At 66.3% G+C, this 21999-nt stretch carries 15 protein-coding genes; 6 read left to right on the top strand and 9 right to left on the bottom strand.

The window, feature by feature from the left end; translation table 11 throughout:
* Positions 1-19 precede the first annotated feature (19 nt).
* The 7 genes from LNV28_RS15305 to LNV28_RS15275 form a co-directional block, all read right to left on the bottom strand.
* Entirely contained in the window at positions 20-1360 is a 1341-nt protein-coding gene (locus tag LNV28_RS15305; RefSeq protein ID WP_263517244.1) for a DUF3422 family protein, read from the bottom strand.
* Entirely contained in the window at positions 1357-2424 is a 1068-nt protein-coding gene (locus LNV28_RS15300; RefSeq protein ID WP_263517243.1) for an aldose epimerase family protein, read from the bottom strand. Before LNV28_RS15300 ends, LNV28_RS15305 begins: the two co-directional genes overlap by 4 nt.
* A gap of 193 nt (positions 2425-2617) precedes the next feature.
* Positions 2618-3646, bottom strand: a complete 1029-nt coding sequence (locus LNV28_RS15295; RefSeq protein WP_263517242.1) for a LacI family DNA-binding transcriptional regulator — start codon at positions 3644-3646, stop codon at positions 2618-2620.
* Entirely contained in the window at positions 3643-4833 is a 1191-nt protein-coding gene (galK, locus tag LNV28_RS15290) for a galactokinase (RefSeq protein WP_263517241.1), read from the bottom strand. The genes LNV28_RS15295 and galK overlap by 4 nt, the downstream gene beginning before the upstream one ends.
* Positions 4834-4842: 9 nt before the next feature.
* A complete protein-coding gene (locus LNV28_RS15285) occupies positions 4843-5898 on the bottom strand; it encodes a UDP-glucose--hexose-1-phosphate uridylyltransferase (protein WP_263517240.1) in 1056 nt (351 codons plus the stop codon).
* Positions 5899-5928: 30 nt separating this feature from the next.
* A complete protein-coding gene (gene galE, locus LNV28_RS15280; RefSeq protein WP_263517239.1) occupies positions 5929-6975 on the bottom strand; it encodes a UDP-glucose 4-epimerase GalE in 1047 nt (348 codons plus the stop codon).
* Between the two features lie 7 nt (positions 6976-6982).
* Entirely contained in the window at positions 6983-8986 is a 2004-nt protein-coding gene (locus tag LNV28_RS15275) for a beta-galactosidase (RefSeq protein ID WP_263517238.1), read from the bottom strand.
* Positions 8987-9249: 263 nt separating this feature from the next.
* On the opposite strand from LNV28_RS15275, the gene LNV28_RS15270 reads away from it, so the two are divergent.
* Genes LNV28_RS15270 through LNV28_RS15245 form a run of 6 tightly spaced genes read left to right on the top strand, consistent with a single transcriptional unit; the run spans position 9250 to position 17519 of the window.
* The gene (locus LNV28_RS15270) at positions 9250-11691 is read left to right on the top strand and encodes a beta-galactosidase (RefSeq protein WP_263517237.1); all 2442 of its coding nucleotides are present in this window, start codon (positions 9250-9252) and stop codon (positions 11689-11691) included.
* Between the two features lie 5 nt (positions 11692-11696).
* Positions 11697-12854: an ABC transporter ATP-binding protein gene (locus tag LNV28_RS15265; RefSeq protein WP_263517236.1), complete on the top strand. Its 1158-nt coding sequence runs from the start codon at positions 11697-11699 to the stop codon at positions 12852-12854.
* Positions 12848-14083 carry a maltose/maltodextrin ABC transporter substrate-binding protein MalE gene (gene malE, locus LNV28_RS15260; protein WP_263517235.1) on the top strand — a complete coding sequence of 412 codons (1236 nt, stop codon included), beginning with the start codon at positions 12848-12850 and terminating at the stop codon, positions 14081-14083. Before LNV28_RS15265 ends, malE begins: the two co-directional genes overlap by 7 nt.
* Complete coding sequence (gene malF / locus LNV28_RS15255) at positions 14083-15606, top strand: maltose ABC transporter permease MalF (protein WP_263517234.1); 1524 nt, start codon at positions 14083-14085, stop codon at positions 15604-15606. Before malE ends, malF begins: the two co-directional genes overlap by 1 nt.
* A 27-nt stretch (positions 15607-15633) precedes the next feature.
* Complete coding sequence (malG, locus tag LNV28_RS15250) at positions 15634-16518, top strand: maltose ABC transporter permease MalG (protein WP_263517233.1); 885 nt, start codon at positions 15634-15636, stop codon at positions 16516-16518.
* Positions 16515-17519 (top strand): galactose-1-epimerase, encoded by a 1005-nt coding sequence (locus LNV28_RS15245; protein WP_263517232.1) that lies wholly within the window; start codon positions 16515-16517, stop codon positions 17517-17519. Before malG ends, LNV28_RS15245 begins: the two co-directional genes overlap by 4 nt.
* Before the next feature lie 124 nt (positions 17520-17643).
* On the opposite strand, the gene LNV28_RS15240 is transcribed toward LNV28_RS15245, so the two are convergent.
* Together LNV28_RS15240 and LNV28_RS15235 are read right to left on the bottom strand one after the other, a co-directional pair.
* Positions 17644-20277 (bottom strand): TonB-dependent receptor, encoded by a 2634-nt coding sequence (locus LNV28_RS15240; protein WP_263517231.1) that lies wholly within the window; start codon positions 20275-20277, stop codon positions 17644-17646.
* A gap of 47 nt (positions 20278-20324) precedes the next feature.
* Positions 20325-21593, bottom strand: a complete 1269-nt coding sequence (locus LNV28_RS15235; protein ID WP_263517230.1) for a glycoside hydrolase family 53 protein — start codon at positions 21591-21593, stop codon at positions 20325-20327.
* Between the last annotated feature and the right edge of the window lie 406 nt (positions 21594-21999).

Genomic DNA, 21999 nt, shown 5'->3' with positions numbered 1-21999 from the left:
GGCTGCGAGCCGCCGTGCATCAGCCGCGGGGCATCAATCGGTGGTGGATGCGCCGGCTCAAGTGCCAGACGCCGGCCAGCACCAGCGGGATCAGCAGGCCGGTCGTGATGTCGAGGTTGAGCGGCAGGCCGGCCGACTTGAGTGCCTTGGCGGCGTAGCCGAGCAGGCTGATCACGTAGTAGGAAATCGCGGCGATGGACAGGCCCTCGACCGTGGTTTGCAGCTTGAGTTGCAGGTCCTGGCCGCGCGTCAGCTGCAGCAGCAGATGCTGCTGCTGGCCTTCCGCCGTGATGTTGACTCGGGTGCGCAGCAAGGCGCTGCAGCGCTCGATGCGCTGCGCCAAGGCATTGAGGCGCTGGGCACTTGAGTCCACGGTGGCCACGGCCGGTGAGAAGCGGCGCTGCAGAAAGCCCCCGAGCGTCTGGGTGCCGGGTAGATTGCGTTCACCGAGTTCGCGCAGGCGCTGGCTGACCAGGCCGTCATAGGCCTTGGTGGCGGCAAAGCGGTAACCATGTGCGGCGGTTGCATGCTCGACCCGCGCGGCCAGTGCGATCAGGGCATCGAGTTGCTCGGCCTCCGCGCCGCGCTCGCCGTTCTGCAGGTCGGCCGTCAGGGCGGCCAGTGCCTGCTCGCAATCGGACAGCAGCGGTGCCAAGGCCTTGGCCACGGGCAGGCCCAGCAAGGCCATCATGCGGTAGGTCTCCAGTTCCAGCAGGCGCTGGGCCAGGCGGCCGGCGCGCATCTCGCTGCCGGCGCGGTCACTGAGCACCAGCAGGCGCGAAAAACCGCAAGACCGCAGGTGAAAGTCGGTGACGGCCAGGGAATGGCCGCTGCCCAAGAGCGAGGCCACCAGGGGCTGCGGCCCGAACCAGGTCTGAGCGGCTTTCAGCGCCTCGGCGGGGCCGCCGGCCGAGTCCATTTCGCACGCCACCAGGGCCAGTTGCAGGGCGACGATGGTGCGGCCGGGGATGCCTTGCAGCCACTGTGAGGGCAAGGCCAACTCGCGCAGCAGATCGGGCTCGGCCGCACCCAGGCCGGCATCGGCCGGCAGGGCTTGCAGCAGGGAATAGCGCGTGAACTCGTTGTGGCGCTCCCATTTGAGGGTCGGGCCGCCCGGCTGGGGCCGCAGGCGCAGGCGCAGGAAGTTGGCGTTCAGCGCGTTTGGGCTCAAGCCTTGCTGACCCGGAAGCTGGCACAGATGGGCCCATTCCTGCTCCCGGCTGACGCCCTGGTTCAGCACTGCCACATAGACCACCAAGGCCGGCAGGCGGATGCGTGCCGGGGGGCGAGCGTGCAACTCTTCATGCAGGGCCTGGCGTTCGCTCGCGTCGGCCGGCAGCCAGGCCGGCGCTACGCTCATTGCTCCCTCCCGGAGAGATGGGCAAAGCGATGCACGGTGCAGCGGCGGTAGACCTCGCCGGGGCGCAGCACGGTGCTGGGCCAGTCGGGGTGCGCGGGCGAGTCGGGGCTGTGCTGGGTCTCCAGGCACAGGCCGTCGCCGCGCTGGTAGTGCTGGCCGCCGCTGCCCAGCAGGCTGCCGTCGAGGAAGTTGCCCGAGTAGAACTGCAGCGCTGGTTCGCTGCTCCGTATCTCCATCACCCGGCCCGAGACCGGCTCGCTCAGCCGCGCCACAGGGCGCAGGCCCTCCGCATCCAGCGGCCCATCGAGCAGCCAGTTGTGGTCATAGCCATGGCTGCGCAGCAGCTGGGGGTGGGGCTCGCCCATGCGCTCGGCAACCGTGCGGGCCTGCCGGAAATCGAAGGGCGTGCCCTGCACCGGCGCAATCGCCAGCGGAATCCGTCGCGCGTCGGCCTCGGTGTAGTGGCTGGCATGGATCTGCAGCTGGTGCTGCAAGGCCGTGCCGCTGCCGGCCAGGTTGAAGTAGTCGTGGTGGCTGAGGTTGAGCACAGTGGCCCGTTCGCAGCGGGCTTCGTAGTCGATGCGCCAGCTCATGTCATCGCCCAGTCTGTAGCGCACCTGGACCTGCAAGCGGCCGGGGAAGCCTTGGTCGCCGTCCGCGCTGTCCAGGCGCAGCAGCAGATCCTGGCCCTCGATCTCGGCCTCCCAAAGCTGGCGGCCGAAGCCTTGTGCGCCACCGTGCAGGCAGTGGGGGCCGTCGTTGGCATCGAGCGCGTAGCTCCGGCCGTCCAGTTCCAGTCGAGCGCCGGCGATGCGGTTGGCATAGCGCCCGACGATGATGCCGAAATGCGGGTTGCGCTCCACATAATCGTGCAGCGCACTGAAACCGAGCACCACATTGGCGCTGCGGCCTTGTGAATCGGGAATCTCCAGCGCGGTGACGATGCCGCCGTAGTTGATGGCGCTCAGGCGCAGGCCGGCGCCATTGTCCAGCGTGTACTGATGGACGGTTCGGCCGTCGGGCAGGTGGCCGTAGTCGTGGCAGCTGATGGCGGGTCGGGGCATGACAGGGTTCCGGGCAAGTTGCGGCGCGAGCCCAGACAGGCCTGCGGCGGCGCAGGAGCCAACGGAGTTCGGCGCGCGCCGCTGCCGCAATTTAGCAGCTTGCATGCCAGGCACTGGCTGTGGGAGATGGCGGGTCCGTGTGGCGATCAGGGTGTGCGGTATCAGGTGATCGGCAGGGCCTCGGCTTCTTCCCTCATCGCCCGATGTCACTCGCTTTGCCCGTCGAGGTGCGAACCACCAAGCGGGGCGGCTTGGTGACACGTATGGGCGTGGCATCTCCGGGTTGTGCGCTGATTTCCGATAGCAGCATTTGAACCGCGAGCGCGGCAGCTTCTTCGGTGGGTACGGCGACGGTGGTCAGTGCTGGTCGCATTTGATGGGCCAGTTGAATGTCGGTCACTCCGACGACGGAAAGGTCTCTGGGAACCTCCAGCCCCAAGTCTGCTGCCGCCTGCAGAACGCCTAAAGCAGGCAAGTCATTCGTCGCGAAGACGGCCGTGATGTCCGCGTGGGTGGCCAGCAAGCTGTGGGCCGCATTTCTGCCATCGTCAATCGTGTCGTGCCCATAGCGGACGTGGTCTGGGGGCAAGTCCATGCCGGCTCGTTGGGCCGTATCCAGAAAGCCCTGGAGCCGCCACCGGTGGTTGCCACTGGGCTCGCTCCCGACCACGGCGCCCAAGCAACGATGTCCCAGCCGCAAGAGATGTTCGGCGGCCAAGACGCCGGCCTGATAGAGATCCACGGCAACGCAGGGCAGCGGAGGTGGCTCCTGCGGCCGCTCCCACATGCACAGCACCACCGGTACACCGCGTTGGCGCAGATCCTGGAGTGCGTCGAGTTGCACGAAGTCGGCGTTCATCACGATCACGCCCTGGGCCAGCGCGCCGCCGACAGCGTCGAGATAGGCGCGCTCCTGGGCTGGGTCGTCGTTGGTGTTGCACACGAGCAGGAAATAGCCCAGCTTGCGGGCCGCGCGCTCCACCTGAAGTGCGAACTCCGGATAGAAGGGGTTGGCAATGCTGCTGACCACCAGGGCGATGGTGGATGGCTTGCCCTCGACGAGGGCGCGGGCCATCAGATTGGGGCGGTAACCCAGACTTTCGACGGCGGCCAGCACGCGGCGGCGGGTTTCCTCGCCCACCTTGCCGCGGCCGCGCAGCACATTGGAAACGGTCGCAGCAGTGACTCCGGCGACTTGTGCAACCTGAACGAGGGTGGTCATCCCTCCATCGTACCTGTAGCCGTCATGTGAATTGCCTCCGCGCCTGCTCCTGCTTCGCACAGATAGACCAAAGCCGGCCGGCCTTCGGGCGAGCGGTAGCCGGCTTCCAGCGCGGCCTTGGCTGCGGGGACCAGCGCCTGAGGCAAGAGCGCGATCACACAACCTCCGAATCCGCCGCCAGTCATGCGCGCGCCGCCAGCATTGCCGACTACGTTTTGCAGCAGGCTGGCCAATTGATCGATGGCCGGTGTGGTGATTTCGAAGTCATCGCGCATGGATGCGTGCGATGCCGCCATCAACTCGCCCAAGCCTTGCATATCGCCGCTACGCAAGGCTTGCGTGGCGCTCAGCACGCGGCTGTTCTCGGTGATGATGTGGCGAGCCCGACGCATCACTGGGTCTGACATGGGCGTGGCCGCCAGCATCTCCAGCGTGGCGTCCCGAAGCGCCGGCACACCCATGGCGCGGGCCGCTGTTTCACATTGCTCTCTTCGCTCGTTGTAGGCGCTGTCGACCAGGCCGCGGCGCACCCGTGAGTGAGCGATCAAGAGGGTGGTGCCCTTGGGTAAAGATACGGGCTCGGTGTCGAGGGACCGGCAGTCGATCAACAAGGCGTGGCCGGGCTTGCCCTCGGCGCTGGTCAGCTGATCCATGATGCCGCACTGGCAGCCGACGAAGCGGTTTTCGGCCTGCTGTGCGAGGCGTGCCAGCTGCTTGCCGTTGAGGGTGTCATCGCCGGACAGAGCTTGGGCCGCACGCAGCAGCGCCATGGCCAGCGATGCGGAGGAGCTCAGCCCGGCGCCCATGGGTACGTCGCCGGCGATGACCAAGTTCATGCCTTGGGGCAGAGGCGCCAGCGGCACGAGCTGCGCCAGCGTGCCGCGCACATGGTCACGCCAGCCGCTCTCAGGATGATGAGCTGCTTGCTCAGAGAGTTCGAAGTGGTCCTCGGCCTTGCCCTCGTCCAGCGCGATGGCCAGCACCTGGCCATCACTGCGTGGGCCGGCGGCAACCCAGGTGTCGCGGTCGATGGCTGCCGGCAGCACAAAACCATCGTTGTAGTCCGTGTGTTCACCGATCAGATTGACACGGCCGGGCGCGCGGGCGAGCACGGTGGGCTTGGCGCCGTGGCGCTCGATGTAGGCCTGGACGGCAGCCTGGGCAGTCGGGGGGAGTTGCTTGGTCATGGCCGGGCCTCAGCGCTGGCGGTAATGGGTGGGTGCTTGTTCGCGCAGGCGGGCCGCCGCTTGCTCGGGGCTCAGGTCGCGCTGGGATTCCGCCAGGAGTTCGAAGCCCACCATGAACTTGCGTACTGTCGCGCTGCGCAGCAGGGGAGGGTAGAAATGGGCATGCAGCTGCCAGTGCGGCGCCGGCGTGGCCTCCGGCCCGGTGGGCGCGCCATGCCATCCCATGGAGTAGGGGAAACTGCACTGGAAGAGGTTGTCATAGCGAATGGTCAGTTGGCGCACGATGTCGGCCAAGCTGGCCTGTTGCTGCTCGCTCAGTTGATGCAGGTTTTGCACCGCGAAGCGCGGCAGCAGCAGGGTCTCGAATGGCCACTCGGCCCAGTAGGGCACGATGACCAACCAGTCCTCGTTCTGGACCACCACGCGCTCTCCGTCGGCAGCCTCAGCGCGGGCGAACGACAGCAACATGGGTTCGCCGTGGCTGAGTAGCCAATCGCGCTGTTGCTGGTCCTCGCGTTGCGGCAGGTCGGGCACGAAATCGCTGGCCCAGACCTGGCCATGGGGGTGTGGGTTGGAGCAACCCATCATGGCGCCCTTGTTCTCGAACACCTGCACCCATGTCCAACGGTGAGCCAGCTCTTCGCTCTGAGCGCACCAGGTGGCGACGACCCCGCGCAGCGCCACATCATCGAGCTCGGGCAGGCTGCGGCTGTGGTCCGGCGAAAAGCAGATCACGCGGCTGGTGCCTCGGGCCGGCTGGGCCTGGAACAGCGCGCCGCCTAGACCTGTGCTGCTTTCTTGGGGCTCAGGGACATCGGCCAACAGCGCGGCGAAGTCGTTCTCGAACACAAAGGTGCCGGTGTAGTTCGGGTTTTTTTCTCCGTTGATGCGGGTGTTGCCGGAGCAGAGATAGCAGCTGGGGTCGTGGGCCGGGCGCAGCGCTTCGTCTGGGCTTTCGGTCTGACCCTGCCAAGGGCGCAGGCTGCGTTGCGGTGAGACGAGAACCCAGCGGCCGGCCAAAGGGTTGAAGCGGCGGTGGGAGTGGAGGTTGCGATCGAAAGTCATGGTGTCGTCAGGATTCACGTCGTTTGGTTTTCAGACGGGTCGGTAGCCTTGGGGGTAGCGCGACTGCCAGCGCCAGGTGTCATCGCACATCTGTTGCAGGCTCAATTGAGCCTGCCAGCCCAGCTTGTCGCGTGCGCGTCTGGCGTCTGCCCACATCTGTGCGACGTCGCCGGGGCGGCGCTCCACCACGCGTGTGGGCAGCTCACGCCCGCAGGCCCGCTCGAACGCTGCCTTCAGCTCCAGCACGCTGTGGCCGCGCCCCGTGCCAAGGTTCAGCACATGCAAGCCCGCTTCTCGCCGCAAGAGCTCCAGGGCCGCCACATGGCCATCGGCCAGATCGAGCACATGCAGATAGTCGCGCACGCCCGTGCCGTCGACGGTGGGGTAATCGCTGCCGAAGACGCGCAGTTCAGGCTGGCGGCCCACAGCGACCTGTGCAATGAAGGGCATCAAGTTGTTGGGTGTGCCTTGCGGATCTTCGCCGAGTTCCCCGCTGGGATGGGCGCCCACCGGATTGAAGTAACGCAGCGCCGCGACGGACCAGCTGGGGTCCGATGCGGCCAGGTCGGCCAAGATCTGCTCGACCTGCCATTTGCTGCGGCCGTAGGGGCTGGTGGGGACTCCGGTCATGTCCTCGGTCAGCGGCATGACGCGCGCGTCTCCGTAGACCGTGGCAGAGGAGCTGAACACGATGTGACGCACGCCGTGCTGCCGCATGGCTTGCAGCAGTTGCACGCTGCCGGCCACATTGACTTCGGCGTAGTCCAGCGGTTTGAGCACCGACTCACCTACGGCCTTGAGGCCGGCAAAGTGGATCACCGCATCGATGCGCTGCTCGGCAAACACGCGGTCCAGCGCGGCACGGTCTCGGACATCGGCACGGTATAGCTGCGGTGCGTAACCCGTCAGCCGTTCGATGCGCTGGAGCACCTCGGGGTGGCTGTTGCTGAAGTTGTCCAGAATCAGCGGCGTCCAGCCGGCCTCGATCAAGCGCACCACCGTGATGCTGCCGATGTAGCCGGCGCCGCCGGTGACCAGAACGCGCCGCGCGGCGCTGGGGAAGAGTTGGCTAGACATTGCGGGCTCAGTCCTTGGGGTTGAGAAGCCAGGCGGCCACGCCACCGGCCGGCAGCAGTCGCTCGCCCAGCAGCAGCTTGTGGCCTTCTGGCACCGGTACCGCGGCCGGGGCAGGGCCGTGGTTGATGGCGAACTGCCAGCGGCCGCGCCGCCGCAGGCGCAGCCCTTCAGGGAGGGCCTGTGGTGCCACGGTCAGGCCGGCCTGCCGAGCAGACTCGGCCAGCCAGTCGATCAGCAGGGCCTCGTTGACCAGGCCGGCGTGGCTGTGCCAACGGCCGTGGCTCAGCCAGGCCGGCCAGCCGTCTTCATAGCGTGCATGAACGGCGACGCCGGCCTGCGGCTCGACCAAGTCGCGCCATTGCTCGCCCTGGCCGCCGTCGACGGCATAGTGGCGCCCGGGCCGCATGGACTCGACCGCCCGCACCTGCATGGGCAGCCACGGCCTCAAGGGGCCTGGCGGGAGCGGCTGGGTGATACTGAGCTCGGCCGTCTTGCCGCCGCATCGCGGCCCCGCGACGACCACCGCGGTCAGGCTTGCCAACTGCTGCTGCAGCGCTTCGGGCACGTGCAGCAGGCTCGGCAGCAGTACCAGGGCGTAGTCACTGAGATCTTGTTGCGGCCCGACGATGTCGACGTCCAATCCCAGGCGGCGCGCGGCGCTGTAGTAGCGCAGCAGCACCCCGAAGCCGGCCATATCGGCCCCCTGCGGCTGGATCTGCGCCATCCACAGCGAAGGGTAATCCAGCACCAGCGCTACGCGGGCTGCTTGGGTGTGCATCGCCTCTTCGCCTTCTTCACTGAGCAGAAGATCGATCTCTGACTTGACTTGAGCGGCTTCCTCGGCGCCGACGTCCGGCATGCCATCGGGCCGGTTCAGTCCGGAGTGCATCTGCTCCTGGCCGAAGGGCAGCTGGCGCCAGCGGAAATAGGACACCAGCTCGGCACCATGGGCGAATGCCTCCCAAGTCCAGGCACGCACCATGCCCGGAAGCGGCAGGGCGTTCCAGTCGGCCCAGTTGACCGGGCCGGCCTGCTGCTCCATCACCCACAGCCGGCCGTGGCCGACGCCGCGGTAGAGGTCGTGCTGGAAGGCGCTGATGTCGGGATGCCCGCTTCGAGCCCACTGCAGCCGCGCTGACTCGGGCAGGAAGCGGGCGGCCGTGTCTAAAAAGCCCAAGGGATAGTTGTCCCACGCCGCGATGCTCAGGTCCTGAGCCATGGCGTGGTGATCGAAGTCACCGAACAAGCCCATGAAGTTGTGCAGCACCGGCCGGCCCGGCGCATGCTCGCGCAGGATCTCGACCTGCAGGCGGTTGAAGCGCCGCACTTCGTCCGAGGCGAAGCGACGGAAGTCGAGTGCGTGATTCGGGAGCGGGCTGGTGGGTTGCCCCACCGGGAATCCGATCTGCTCGAATCCGCTGTACTGCAAGCCCCAGAAGGCCGTCCCCCAGGCCTCGTTCAGTGTGTTGATGTCGCCTTGGTAGCGTGCAGTCAGCCATTTCCTGAAGCTGCTCAGCGCCGCCGGGCTGTAGGAGAGGGTGGTGTCATGGCAGCCGTATTCGTTGTCGGTTTGCCAGGCGATGACGGCGGGGTGGCGGCCATAACGCTGCACCATGGCGGTGACGATGCGGCGCGACGCCTCATGCATCGCCGGGCTGGAGAAGCAGTAATGGCGGCGCGCGCCGAAGGGCTTGACACGACCCTGAGCATCCATCGGCAGGATGTCGGGGTGGGCTTCGATCAGCCACTGGGGCGGCGCGGCGGTCGGCGTGCCCAGCACGACTTGCAGGCCTTCGGCGGCCAGCACATCGATGGCCTCGTCCAGCCAGGACCAGTCAAAGTGACCGGGCGCGGTCTCCATGCGGGACCAGGCGAATTCGGCGATGCGCACTGTGCTGAGCCCCAGCGCTCGCATGGCTTTGGCGTCGGCGGGCCAGCGCTCGCGCGGCCATTGCTCCGGGTAGTAGCAAACACCGAGTTGGAGTGCATGCCTGGATTTGGAAGGGTTCACGTGCTGTTCAGGGTTAAGCGATTAATCTTATTGGATCAATTGGGCGCCTTGCTGTCAATCGGGGCTGTTGCTTGCTGGGGTGGGTGAGGTTTTCGCTGCACATACAATGCACAGACGCGCCATCTCTGGGCGAATGTGACTCAATCCTCCCAGTAAGTTCACCGTTTTGGTGCTGATTCCGGGCTTACCCGTATTGCTGCTTTGGTGCATCTTGGGTCTACTTTGTTGAATTAAACGATTAACCCGCTTTGCGGCTACCGCTTGTGAGTGAGACAACTTCCCTGGTGCATGTGAATGTGCCGCCTGCGGCCCCCGTGCCTGAGACCGGCTTCCTGAATCTGGGGCATTTCCCGCATCCGCAGCGCGAGCTCACGGTGAACAGCCGCTACCTGCAGCTGGACGGCAAGCCTTGGATGCCGGTGATGGGCGAGTTCCACTACAGCCGGACGCCCGCTTCCGAGTGGGCGGCGGAGTTGGCCAAGCTGCGCGCCGGCGGCGTGAATGTGGTGGCCAGCTACGTCATCTGGAATCACCATGAGCCGCGCCGCGGTGTGTGGCGCTGGGACGGTCAGCGTGATCTGGCGCGATTTGTTGCGCTGGCGGCCGAGGCGGGCCTCTTGGTCTATCTGCGACCCGGGCCCTGGGTGCATGCCGAGGTGCGTCTCGGCGGCTTCCCGGATTGGCTGCCGGACACCGGCCCCTTGCGTTGCAACGACGCGGTCTACCTGGGGCATGTGCAGCGTCTTTTCGATCAGATCGCTGCGCAGATCAAGGGCCAGCTGTGGTGCGACGGCGGGCCAGTGATCGGCCTGCAACTTGAAAACGAGTACGGCGCGACCGGCCCAGGTTGCGGCGCTGAACACATCAGCGAGTTGAAACACCTGGCGCTGCAGGCGGGCATGACGGTGCCGATTTACACGGTCACCGGCTGGCCCACGCTGGACATCCCGCCGCGCGAAGTGCTGCCGGTGTCGGGTGCCTATGCCGATGGCTTCTGGCAAGGTTCGCGCGACGCGCTGCCGCCGTCGGGCGTGTTCCTCTTCAACACGCGCCGTGTGATCGGCGAGATGGGCAATGTCGATGGAACGCCCGCTGCCGGTTTGATCGACACCACCCACTATCCTTTCTGCCTGGCCGAGGCCGGGGGCGGCATGCATCAGAGCTACCACCGCCGACCGGTGGTCACGACAGAGGATGTCTATGCGACGGCCCTGGTGCAGATCGGGTCAGGCGCGAATCTCTATGGCTACTACATGTACCACGGGGGCACCAATCCGATCTGCGAGACCGGGCCACTGAACGAGACCCAGGCCACGGGCTATCCGAACGATGTGCCGCAGTGGGGCTATGACTTCCATGCGCCTCTGGGGCAGTACGGCCAGGTGCGCCCATCCTGGGGTCGGCTGCGCTGTCTGCATCAATTCATGCAGGCCTTCGGCAGCGAGCTGGCACCGCTGGAAGCGGTGCTGCCGGCGCAGGGGCCCCTGGACCCTGCGGACCGAGAACTGCCGCGCGTCGCCGTGCGCGCAGCCGGCCGAAGTGCCGATGAACTGCAGGGTTTTGTGTTCTTCAATCACCATGTGCGCCACCACCCGCTGCCGCTGTTGACGGGCCAGCGGGTCCGGCTGCAAGGCGAGGACGGCGATGCCCTGGAGCTGCCGCTGCGCCAAGGCGTGGATCTGAACCCTGGCATGGCTTTCATCTGGCCTGTGGGCCAGCGCTTGGGCGCGGCCCGGCTGCGCCAGGCGACCGTGCAGCCGCTGACACGCTGGACCGAGGCGGACGGCAGCGTGGTTTGGGTGGGCTTTAGGATCGACGGCGTGGCGCCCGAGCTGGTGTTCGATGCTGCGGGTCTGACCGCCGTCGAACTCGTCGGCGGGAAGGTCGAACGGCTGGCCGACGGCGCCTGGTTCGTGAAGCCCAAGGACGAAGCCGAAGGCCCCGAGCTGATCACGCTGCGCGACGCGGAGGGCCGGCAACACCGGCTGTTGCTGCTGTCTCAAGCCGCTGCGGCCCAGGCCGTGCGCGTGAACCTGGGCGGCCGAGAACGCCTGCTTTGGGCCAGTCATGCGGCAAGCTGGGCGGAACCCGAGGGCCGCGTCACGCTGCACCGTCTTGCCCATGAAGCCGCCTGGCTGCGGGTGTTCCCTGGCGAGGGGTTGGGCGGGGAGCGTCTCACCTTGGCCGTCGAGTGGGCCAGCTGGCAGTGGCCGGCCGAAGCCGCTGCGCAGTGGGAGCTTCAGCCCGATCTGTTGACCCCGGCAGGTGCGCCGCCCGCGCTGCGCTGGGGCCCGCACATCAGCTGGCGTGAAGGGCCAACGCCCCTGGTGCCCTGTGAAGCTGCGCAGGCCGCTGCGGCGCGCTGGGCTTTGCACTTGCCCGATTTGAGCGCGCAGAAGGTATCTCGCGTCTGGTTGACCCTGGATCTCGTCGGTGATGTGGCCCGACTCTGGGCCGATGGCGAAGTGGTCGATGATCGCTTCTGCGATGGCAGCCTGTGGCAGATCGGCGTGGACCGCTGGCACAGCGAAGCCGGTTGGGCGAGCTTGGAACTGAGCGTGTTGCCCTTGCCCGAAGCCCCTGAAGAGTTGCCGGTGTTCATGGAAGCCAGCGCACGGGCCGCGGGACATGGCGCCCAGCTGCGTCGGGCCACGCTGAGCCTGGAGCGGCGCGAGACTGTGGCTGTGCTGGCCACGCGGAGTTGATGATCATGGCAGCAGTGCAATTGGACCGGGTTGGGAAAACCTATGTGGAAGGTGGCGTGCCGTCCGTGCACGAGGTCTCGCTCGACATCAAGGAGGGCGAGTTCTGCGTGTTCGTCGGCCCTTCGGGTTGTGGCAAGTCAACGCTGCTGCGCATGATTGCGGGGCTGGAGACCATCAGCAGTGGCGAGCTGCGCATCGGCGGGCGCCGTGTCAACGAGCTGGCCCCAGGCGAGCGCGATGTGGCGATGGTGTTTCAGAGCTATGCCTTGTACCCCCACCTTGATGTCTCCGAGAACCTCGGCTTTGGTCTGCGCCTGGCGCGCACGCCCAAGGCCGATGCCCAGCGGCGCATTCTTGAAGTGGCCCAGATGCTGCAAATTGAGCATCTGCTCCACCGCAAGCCGCGCGAGCTTTCGGGCGGGCAGCGGCAGCGCGTCGCCATCGGCCGCGCGCTGGTGCGCCGCCCGGGCGTGTTTCTGTTTGACGAGCCCCTGTCCAATCTGGATGCCGCATTGCGTCAACAGACGCGTCTTGAAATTGCCCGCCTGCACCGCAGCCAGGGCAGTGCCAGCTCGATTTACGTGACCCATGACCAGGTGGAGGCGATGACCCTGGCCGACCGCATGGTGCTGCTGCAGCCACCGCTGCCTGGTGCCACCGAGGCGCGGGCCAGCGTGGCGCAAAGCGGCGCGCCCCTGGAGCTCTACCACCGGCCGCGCAATCTCTTTGTGGCGGGGTTCTTGGGTTCGCCGCGCATGAATCTGCTGCCGGCCCAGGTGCGTGAGCGCAGCGCGCAAGGCGTGCGCTTGGCACTACAGGATGGCACTTTGTTGCAACTGCCCGTGGCAGCGCACGGCCTGAGCGAGGGCGAAGCGGTGACCCTGGGCGTGCGCTCCGAGCACTTGCGCCCGGCCGACAGCGCCGACCCGCGTCTCAGTGGCCGCCTGCTGACCGAGGTTCAGTGGCTGGAGCATCTGGGTGACCAGAGCCTGGCCTATCTGAACGGGCCCGGGGGGGCGCTGGTGATGCGCTTGCCCGAGGAGGCGGCGGCGCCTTTGATTGGCTCGGCCTTGCCGGTGGCGGCCTTGCTGTCGCAGGTGCATGTGTTCGATGCGAGGGGCGAGGCCGTGCCTCCGCTCCAGGGTGAGGTCGTCGCATGTTGAACCCTGTTTCCAGGCGGCAGTTGCTTGCCGGCGCAAGCGCTGCTGCATTGACGAGGCCGGCCCACGCCAGCCTGCTGGCCAGCCATGAACCGCTGCGGGTGTGGATCAATGGTGACAAGGGCTATGAGGGCATTGCACAGATCGGCGAGCAGTTCACCCGCGACACCGGCGTCGCCCTGCGCGTCGAGCATCCGGAGAACGGGGTCTCGAAATTTGAGCAGGCCGCGGCCGCAGGCAAGGGACCGGATGTCTGGATTTGGCCGCACGACCGGGCCGGTGGCTGGGCAGCGTCCGGCCTGATCCGCCCGCTTGCGCCTTCGCGCCGGCTGCGTGAAGGCATCGCGCCCTTGGCGTGGTCGCCCTGGCAGATGGGCGGGCGCACCTGGGGTTATCCGATTGCGCTGGAGTCTGTCGCCTTGATCTGCAATCTCGACCTGGTGCCGCGGCCACCGCGAAGCTGGGACGAAGTCTTTGACTTGGACCGCAAGCTGCGCCCCCAGGGCCGCCGCGCCATCATGTGGCCTTACAACGAGTTCTACTACACCTACGCCCTGATGTCGGCCGGTGGCGGCTATGCCTTCGCGCGCCGGGCAGACGGCAGCTGGGATGCCCAAACCAATGGCATCGATTCGCCCGGCACCCGCCAAGGCATGGCCTTGCTGAAGCGGCTGGTGGACGAAGGCCTGGTGCCGCGTACCGCCACCTATGCCGAGAGCGAAGCGGCCGTCAATGAAGGCCGTGTGGCCATGACCATCAATGGGCCCTGGGGCTGGAACAACCTGAAGAAAAGCGGCTTGCGCGTGGCGGCGGCGCCGCTGCCCTCTTTGCAGGGCCGGCCCGGTCGACCGATGGTGGGCGTGTTGGGTGCCATGGTCTGCGCGGCCAGTCGCCAGCCCTTGCTGGCGACCGAGTTCATTGAACGTTATTTGCTCAGCCTCCCCGGCCTGCGCGCGATGCAGGCGCATGTGCCGCTGGGCGTGCCTGCCAATCTGGAGCTCTTGGCAGAGCTGCGCCGAGCCGATCCCTTGGTGGCCGGTACCGATGCGGCCGCTCAACTGGGCGAACCCATGCCCAACAACCCCGAGATGGCCCGGTTCTGGACGGCCATGAACGCCGCCGTCCAAGGCATCACCCAGGGGCGGGAAGGTGTGAACGAGGGCCTCGCCCGTGCAGCCCGCCGGGTGGCCGGTCAGGCCGGTGCGGCAGCTTCTGTGAAGGGCCTTGTCTGATGCGTGGCTTGAGTTGGGCCCTGCATGGGCTGAATCTGGCGGCGGTTCTGGGCCTGCTGGCCTTGTGCCAGCAGTTGCTGCGCGGCCGCGAAGTGTTGGGGGCGATGGCGGTGCTTGGCGTGGCAGCTCTTTTGCTGCTGCTGCAGTTTTCGCGGCGCCTGCAGGCGTGGCGTTATGTCATGCCGGGGCTGCTGGCGGTGCTGGTCTTCATCGTCCTGCCCATGGCTTTCACCCTGGGCATCGGCTTCACCAACTACAGCTCGGCCCATTTGCTGTCTTTCGATCGAGCCACCGCGGTGCTGCTGCAACGCAGCGACAGCGAAGGCCTGGGCATGGACTTGGCGGTCTACCGGCTGGGCGCCGATGGCGCCGACGCGCGCTATCAGGTGCAACTGCTCGCGGATGACGGGCAGGCCTGGCACAGCGTGGCCTTCGCGCTGCCTCTTGCCGGCGAGGGGGTGGGTTTGCAGGCGGGCGAAACCCCGCCTGCCGGCGAGCTGTTAAACTCGCGCAGCCTGCTGGGCCTGCTTCCGCAGCTGCAGGCCTTGGTGCTTCGAAGCCCGGAAGGGCGAAGCTGGCGCATGTCCAGCCTGCACCGGGTCAGCGATCAGAAGCCGCGCTACCAGGCCTTGGATGCCGATCGGCTGCAGGATTTGCGCGATGGCAGCCTCGTGCTGGCCGACCACGAGGCCGGCGTTTGGCGCGACGCACGCGGCCAAGCGCTGGAGCCGGGCTTCAGAACCGGCGTGGGCTGGGCCAACTACCAGCGGATCTTCGGCGACCGCAGTTTTCTGGAGCCCTTCGGCCGCGTCTTTGCCTGGACGGTCAGCTTTGCCACGCTGAACACGCTGCTGACCTTTGGCCTGGGCCTGTTCTTCGCCGTGGCCCTGAGTTGGCCGGCGCTCAAGGGCCGCTCGGCGTACCGGATCGCCTTGTTCTTGCCCTATGCGGTGCCGGCTTTCATCTCGATCCCGATCTTCCGTGGCCTGTTCAATGAGAACCTGGGTGAGATCAACCTGGTGCTGGATTTCTTCTTCGGCGTGCGGCCCGGTTGGTTCAGCGATGCAACCCTGGCCCGGGCCATGGTCTTGACGGTCAACACCTGGCTGGGCTACCCCTACATGATGATCCTGGCCATGGGCCTCTTGAAGGCGATCCCGGAAGACCTCTACGAGGCCTCGGCCTTGGCAGGCGCCGGGCCTTTGACGAACTTGTTTCGCATCACCTTGCCCTTGCTGGCCAAGCCGATGGCGCCGCTGCTGGTGGCCTCCTTCGCGGCCAACTTCAACAACCTGACCTTGATCGCCTTGCTGACCGAGGGCGCGCCGGACTACCTCGACACCGAGGTGCCTGTGGGTGCCACCGATCTGCTGGCGTCCTACACCTACCGTATCGCCTTCAATGATGGTGGGCAGAACTACGCGCTCGCCTGCGCGATTTCCTCGATCGTGTTCTTGATCGTGGCCTTGCTGGCGTACATCAACTTGCGCTTCTTCGGCGGCGCGAAAGCGGCTCGGCACTGAGTCGGGCCCAGGGAGCAATTCATGGCCATGGTGATGAACTCTTCGCAGCGCTGGCGTGTGCTGGCTCTGCATGCCTTTCTGATTGCCTTTGTGGCGCTGAGCCTGCTGCCGCTGCTGATGATCGTGTCGATTTCGCTGCGACCCGGCAACTTCGCCGGCGGCAGCCTGATCCCCAAAGAAATCAGCTTCGAGCATTGGCGCCTGGCGCTGGGTCTCGCCGTGACCGATGCGCAGGGCAATCTGGTGCCGCCACCGTTCCCGGTGCTGCAATGGATCCTCAACTCCACCAAGGTGGCGTTGATCAGCGCGACGGTGTGTCTGCTGCTCTCCATCACCAGCGCCTATGCCTTCGCGCGGCTGCGTTTTGCGGGCCGGCAGAGCACGCTGACCGCGATGCTGCTGCTGCAGATGTTTCCCTCGGTGCTTGCCTTGGTGGCGATCTACGCCATCTTCGACCGGCTCGGCGACTGGATTCCTTGGCTGGGATTGAACAGCCACTGGAGCCTGGCCTTGGCCTACACCGGCGCAGTGGCTCAGCACATCTGGTTGGTGAAGGGCTATTTCGAGAGCATTCCGCCCGATCTGGAGGAGGCCGCCGCCGTCGACGGTGCGAGCCGCTGGCAGGCTTTTGTGATGGTGCTCCTGCCTCTGGCCAAACCGGTGCTGGCGGTGGTCTTTGTGCTGGCCTTTCTCGGCGCCATGATCGAGTATCCGGTAGCCTCGGTGCTGCTCCATGATGAGCAACAACTGACCCTCGCCGTGGGCTCGCGCCTGTTCTTGTTCAATCAACGCTATCTCTGGGGTGACTTTGCGGCCACCGCCTTGCTCGCAGGCCTGCCCCTGACCCTGATGTTCCTGCTGATGCAGCGTTGGTTGGTGGCCGGGCTGACCGCGGGTGGGGTGAAATCATGACGGACCGCTGGACCTTGACGGACGCAGACGGCTTGCAGATTCAAGTCTTGCGCTACGGCGCGAGCTGGGTGAGCTGCCGCGTGCCGCTGGCGAATGAAGCGCCGCGCGAGGTGCTGCTCGGTTTTGATGACCTGGCGTCCCAGCGCCGCAACCGCGGCTATGTCGGCGCAACCGTCGGTCGCTGGGCCAATCGCATTGCGGGATTGGAGCTGCGGCGTGGCGGGCAGGCCTGGCCCTTGGCCAGTGAGCCAGGCTTGACCCATCAGTTGCACGGTGGCCCGGGCGGATTCCATCAGCGCGACTGGACCTTGCTGGAGCACAGCGAGCACCAGCTGCGACTGGGTCTGCACTCGCCCGATGGCGACCAAGGCTTCCCCGGTGCGCTGGATGTGGAGGTGCGCTACTCACTGCCGGGCCACGGCGCGGTGCAGATTGATTTCCATGCCCGTTTGCAAGGCGCACAGGCCTGCCCGGTGGGCTTGACCAACCATGCCTACTTTCAGCTGGATGGGCGGGGACGGGGCGAGCAAACCGCAGGCGAGGGTGGCTTGCGCTGGCAGGACGTTCGCACTCAAACCTTGCAGCTGGGCGCGTCCCAGGCGCTGCCCTTGGATGGCTCTGGTCTGCCCGCCGGTGCTCCAGCGCCTGTGAGTGGTGGCGCCTTGGACTATCGCACTGCGCGGCTGATCGGGCAGCCGCTCGATCAAGCCTTTGTGCTGGACGGTGGCGACATGCCTGCGGCCAGGCTTCAGTCGGTCGATGGCCGCGTCGCCTTGGATCTCTACACCAGCCTGCCCGCCCTGCAGGTCTACACCGGGCACTATCTGGCACCTTGCACCCAGGGCTGCCATCCCCAATGGCCCGATTTCAGCGCCGTGGCGCTGGAGCCCCAGTACCTGCCTGACAGCCCCCATCACCCTGAATGGCCGCAGCCCGATTGCTGGCTGGAGCCGGGGCAGGTGTGGGTACATCGCAACCGCTATCAGTTCCGCAGCCGCTGAACGGTTTGCCGGGGCCGGTCCTTCGGCAAGCAGGTGTTGCGGCAACAAAAAGGGCGTCCCTCGGAACGCCCTTTTTTCATGCGCGGGGGATCGCTAACCCCCCGCCAGACACTGACTCAGGCGCTCACAGCTCGGCACGCAAGCTGATCGCGAAGCGACGATCGTCCGAGTAGCTGCCGCGCGGCAGGCTGTAGTCGCTGAACTCGCTGCGGCGCACGGTGCGGGTCAGGTTGTTGGCCTCCAGCGCGAGCTTCAGTTTGGGCGTCAAGGCATAGCTGACATAGGCGTCCAGCATGCCGTAACCCTTCATCTGGACGGGGGTCATGACCGTCACGCCGTTGTTGCTCGGGAAGCTCAGGCGCGGGCCCACGCCGTAGTCGCTGCGCCAGTTGTAGGCCAGGCGGGCGGAGAAGTCGCCCAAGTCATACATGCCCACCAGGTTTGCGCTGCGCTTGGACAGGCCTTCCAGCGGCGCGCTGCGGCCGTTGATGGGGCTGGGCGCGGCGCTGTTCACCAGGGTGAGATTGGCCTGCAGACCCAAGCCGCGCAGAAGGCCCGGCAGCTTGTTAAAGAAGCCTTGGTAGCCGAGCTCCAGGCCGCGGATGCGGCCATCTTGACCGTTGCTGGGCGTGGTCAGCGTGTAGCCGGTCCCGCCGATGGTGACTTGGCTGCTGCTCGTCTCGATGAAGCCCGAGACCTCCTTGTAGAAGGCCGCGCCGTACACATGGTCGCTCTTGGAGATGTAGTACTCCAGGGTGGCGTCCAGCTGGTTGGCGCGCAGCTTTTCCAGGGCCGGGTTGCCTTGGAAGCCCGTGCGGTCGTTGACGTTGAGGCTGAGGCTGGGGGTGAGCTGGTCGAAGTTGGGGCGGGTGACCACGCGCGACATGGCCAAGCGCGCTTGCAAGTCGGGGCGCAGCTCCAGTCGCAGATTCAGCGACGGCAGCCAGTCGGTGTCGCTTTGGTCCAGCGTGTTGCGAGCGCCGCCCGCGCCGACGAAGCTGCGGTCCGTTTCGGTGTGCACGGCGCGCAAGCCCACATTGCCGGTGAGCGGAAGGCCGGCCAGCGTGGTGTCCAGATCGCTGCTCACATAGACCGCGCTGCTGCGTTCACGGAAGGTGAAAGTCTGGGCGGGGTCGAAGCCGGGAATGGCCAGTTTGAACGTGCCACGAACGGCTTGCGCATCGCGCAGCCAGCGGGTGTCGGTCACAGTCATCCATTGGCGCGCGATGTTGCCGCTGCCAGCGTCCTTGAGCAGGTTGTCGTAGGGCAGCAGGCCGATGCTGGGGATGTCGGACGTCTTGAACATCCAGATGTCGTCGATGGTGTTGATCTCCGCGCTCTCGGCGCGGCGGCTGTTCACCCGGAAGCCCGCATGCAGCTTGGTGAAGATGCCGCTGTCCACTGGCTTGTCGGCATCGACGCGCCATGCGGTTTCGCGCCCGGTGTTCTGGATGCGGAAGTAGAGCGCCTTGTCGGCCCAGTAGTGGCCGGCGTCATCCAGCTTGGCGCTGGGCGACCATGCGGAGGGCAGCTTGCTGCTCAGGTCGAAGTTGTAGCTGATGGGATCGTCGCCAAACGTGCCCAGCCGCACCTCTTGGTAGAAGCGCTCGAACTGGCTGCGGGTGTGGCTCAGGTCGCTGCGCAGGCTGAGGTCGCCCAGCTTCCATTTGCCGGCCAGGGCCAGTTGGTTGATGCGTGTGTCCTCGTCGGCCACGGAGCCGGAGGTGCTCATGCTGGCGCCCCAGAAACTGCCCGAGACGAAGCGGCCTTGCTCATCGGTGCTGAGCTTGCCATTGGGCCAGAGCTGACCCTGATTGGCCGTGCCACTGAAATTGGCCCAGAACGGCGAGGCGTAATGACCAAAGACGTCGGTCTTGCTCTTCAGGCGGCTGTGGTTGAAGTCCAGCGTGTATTCGCTCAAGGCATCCGGCCGCCATTGCAGCGATGCGCTGGCTGCTTTGCGGTCGCGCTCGCCGAATTCATAGGCCAACCATTGGCCCAAGGGCGCCACCACGCCCGAGCCGTCCGCCACAGCGGCCGGGTTGTCCAGTTCCTGCGTGTCCGAGCGGTAGTTCCGCTTCTGGGTGGACAGGCTGAGCAGAGCGCCGAACTCGCCACCGCTGGTGCGCCAGCGGTTGGACATCAGCAAGGAGCCCTCGCCATTGTTCTTGTCCGCCAGCTGGGCCTGCGTGGCTTTGACCGAGCCGGCCAGCTTGAATCCAGCGAAGTCGAAGGGGCGGCGGGTGCGCAGGTCGATCACACCGCCGATGCCGCCTTCGATCAGCTCGGACGTGGGAGTCTTGTAGATGTCGGCGCCGGCCAAGAGTTCGGAAGGCACGTCTTGGAAGGACAGGCCTCGCTCCTTGCCGGCACTGAAGATGACGCGGCCGTTCAACAGGGTCTGCGTTTGCTGCAAGCCACGCACTTGCACGCGGTCCCCTTCACCGCGATTGCGGGAGATCTGCACGCCCGTGATTCGCTGAAGCGCCTCGGCCACATTGGCGTCGGGCAGCTTGCCGATGTCGTCGGCCACGATGGAGTCGACCACTTGCTCGGCGTTGCGCTTGATGTCCTGGGCCTTCATCAGGCTGGAGCGCTGGCCTTGCACGACGACGGTGTCGAGCTTGTCTGTCTCTGGCGCAGCGGCAGGCTGGGCGGCGGCAGTCAGCGGTGCCAGCAGCGCGGCGCAGGCCAGGGCCACTGGTCCCAGGTTGATGGGGGCAGCGTGCGGACGAGCGCGTGAGTGGGCTTGGGTCATGGTGCTTATGTCTCCAGCGATTGTTTTTGGAAAGAAAAGGACAGCGTTCAACGGCAGGGGGCGGCCGCCTTGAACGCCTTCAGGGCCGGCAAGGCACGGCCCTTGGCATCGAACAGGGTCTGGTTGGCCCAGGCGTTGCCTTCACCCGTGCGCCAGCCGGCGCCCGGTGCGGATTGCCAGGCGGGCTCCCAGTAGAAAACGCCCAGGCCCTGCGGCACGGCGGCAACGGCCTGGACCACATCCCGCAGCAATGCGGCCTGGCCTTCCGGTGTCGCCGGATAGCCGGAGCGCTTCGCGCCTTCGGCGTTGAAGACAGCCGGGCCGCCATCTGGGTTGTCCAGTTGGTAGCCATAGGCGGTCTCGACCACCACCAGCGGTTTTCGGTAGCGCTCGGACAGCATGCGCAAATTGGCGCGCAGGCCGTCGATGGAATCATGGTGGTAGGGGTACCAGCTGAGGCCGATCAGGTCGTAATCGAGCTTGGCCGCCTCGAACTGGTCGTAGACGCGCCGGAAGGTGGCCTCGCTCTTGCCATCGCCTTGATGCGCCAGGTGCAGCATCAGGGGCAGGCGACTGCCGCGAAGCGCATCGGTTTCGCGCACGCCGCGGATGCCGGCGCGCAGCAGCTCGATGAAGGCCTGGTCGCCGCCGATGGCTTCGTCCGGCGTCTCGCGCCAGGTCTTGCCGTCCGGCCACAACATGCCGCCATTGATCTCATTGCCGACCTGGATCATGTCCGGGTCGGTGCCCTGGCGGTGCAAGGCGGTCAGCACATCCACGGTGTAGCGCTGCACAGCGTCCTGAAGTGCCTTGCCTCGCAACTTGGCCCAGGCGGCAGGCTTCTCCTGCTTGCCCGGATCGGTCCAGAAATCGCTGTAGTGGATGTCCAGCAGCCATTTCATGCCCTGCGCGCGTAGGCGCTTGGCCAGAGCGAGTGTCAGCTCCAGGCTGTTGTTGCCACCGCCGACGGGTTCCCCGTGGCGCGAGATGATGCGCTCGCCGTCGATCACGTCGCGAGAGTTGATGGGTGTGTGCCAGAGCCGCAGCCGCGCCCACGTCACCCCGGAGGCGCGAAGGATCTGCAGCGCGGTGCCGGCTCGGCCATCTGCCGTGCTGAAGCGTGCACCGCCGCGCTCCACCGCGTCCAGGGTTGAGACGTCAGCGCCGAGAATGAACTGGTCGGCATAGCGGGTGCTAGTTGCCGCCGTACAGTCGGGCGGGTTTGCCAGCACCGGGCAGGCGCTGGCCGCGGTGCAAGCCAGCAAAAGCTGGCGTCGGCTCAGCCCGTGGCTCGGTCGTGTATGTATAGCGTTCAAGCTTGTCTCTCGCTTGCAAGCCCGTGGCTTGTCTGGTTTTGTGGTGTTTCACCCATCAACTGTGTCTTCCAGTTAATGGGTTAAACGATTAACCTTTGTTTGAACGCAATTTAGCCGATCTGGAACGCCGGCGGCATCAGTGTTTTTGCGGATACCGCTGGAGATTCCAGTCCTGGGCCCCAGGCAGGGGTGAGGAATGGAGCAGTGCTGCTCGTCCGCGAGCCCTAGCTCGCTGCAGCGGCGAACCTTACAAGGCGGTTCTGCGTTCGGCCTGCACCAAGGCCCAGACGTTTGAACTCATGGCAGCAGAAGCCGGCCTGCCGCAGGCGAGGGGCCCCTGTCACATGCAGGCCGGTGTGGCAGAGGTCCAGCCTCACATGATGGGAGCCCCAGCCATGCTCGGGCT

This window comes from Paucibacter sp. DJ2R-2, assembly GCF_025717675.1.
Classification (GTDB): Bacteria; Pseudomonadota; Gammaproteobacteria; order Burkholderiales; family Burkholderiaceae_C; genus Paucibacter_A.
Note: the sequence above shows the minus strand (reverse complement) of the source record. Positions and strands in the feature narration are given on the sequence as shown.